1 protein-coding gene is annotated in these 1195 nt (G+C 66.9%); it reads right to left on the bottom strand.

From position 1 onward, the window contains the following. The coding region (tuf, locus tag P409_RS34795) for an elongation factor Tu (protein WP_034849535.1) at positions 1-1189 on the bottom strand (1189 nt) is incomplete at its 3' end. Positions 1190-1195: the final 6 nt, after the last annotated feature.

The raw sequence follows: 1195 nt of genomic DNA, 5'->3' as shown, positions 1-1195 counted from the left end.
ACTTGATGATGGAGGCGACGACGCCGGCGCCGACGGTGCGGCCGCCCTCGCGGATGGCGAAGCGCAGGCCTTCGTCCATGGCGATCGGGGCGATCAGCGTCACCTTCATCGAGATGTTGTCGCCCGGCATCACCATCTCGGTGCCTTCCGGCAGCTCCACCACCCCGGTCACGTCCGTCGTCCGGAAGTAGAACTGCGGCCGGTAGTTGGTGAAGAACGGCGTGTGCCGGCCGCCCTCTTCCTTCGTCAGGATGTACGCCTCGGCCTTGAACTCCGTGTGCGGCGTGATCGAGCCGGGCTTCGCCAGAACCTGGCCGCGCTCGACCTCCTCGCGCTTGGTGCCGCGCAGCAGCGCGCCGATGTTGTCGCCCGCCTCGCCCTGGTCCAGCAGCTTGCGGAACATCTCGACGCCGGTGCAGGTCGTCTTCACCGTCGGCTTCAGCCCGACGATCTCGATTTCCTCACCCACCTTCACCACGCCGCGCTCGACGCGACCCGTCACCACCGTGCCGCGGCCCGAGATCGAGAACACGTCCTCGATCGGCATCAGGAACGGCTTGTCCTTCGGACGCTCCGGCTGCGGGATGTACGCGTCCACCTGCTTCATCAGCTCCAGGATCGCGTCGCGGCCAAGCTTCGCGTCGCCGTCCTCCAGCGCCACCAGCGCCGAGCCCGGCACGATCGGAATGTCGTCCCCGGGGAAGTCGTAGCTCGACAGCAGCTCGCGGACCTCGAGCTCCACCAGCTCCAGGAGCTCCGCGTCATCCACCATGTCGACCTTGTTCAGGAACACCACCAGCGCCGGAACGCCCACCTGCCGCGCCAGCAGGATGTGCTCGCGGGTCTGCGGCATCGGGCCGTCCGCCGCCGACACCACCAGGATCGCGCCGTCCATCTGCGCCGCACCCGTGATCATGTTCTTCACGTAGTCCGCGTGGCCCGGGCAGTCCACATGCGCGTAGTGACGGTTGTCCGTCTCGTACTCCACATGCGCCGTCGAGATCGTGATCCCGCGCGCCTTCTCCTCCGGCGCCTTGTCGATCTGGTCGTACGCCGTGAACGTCGCCCCGCCCTTCTCCGCCAGCACCTTCGTGATCGCCGCCGTCAGCGACGTCTTACCATGGTCCACGTGACCAATCGTGCCGATGTTGCAGTGCGGCTTCGTCCGCTCAAACTTCGCCTTCGCCATTCTCTC

This window comes from Inquilinus limosus MP06, from assembly GCF_000767795.1.
Classification (GTDB): Bacteria; Pseudomonadota; Alphaproteobacteria; order DSM-16000; family Inquilinaceae; genus Inquilinus; species Inquilinus limosus_E.
The sequence above is the reverse complement of the archived record's forward strand: the minus strand, read 5'-3'. Positions and strand labels throughout refer to the sequence as shown.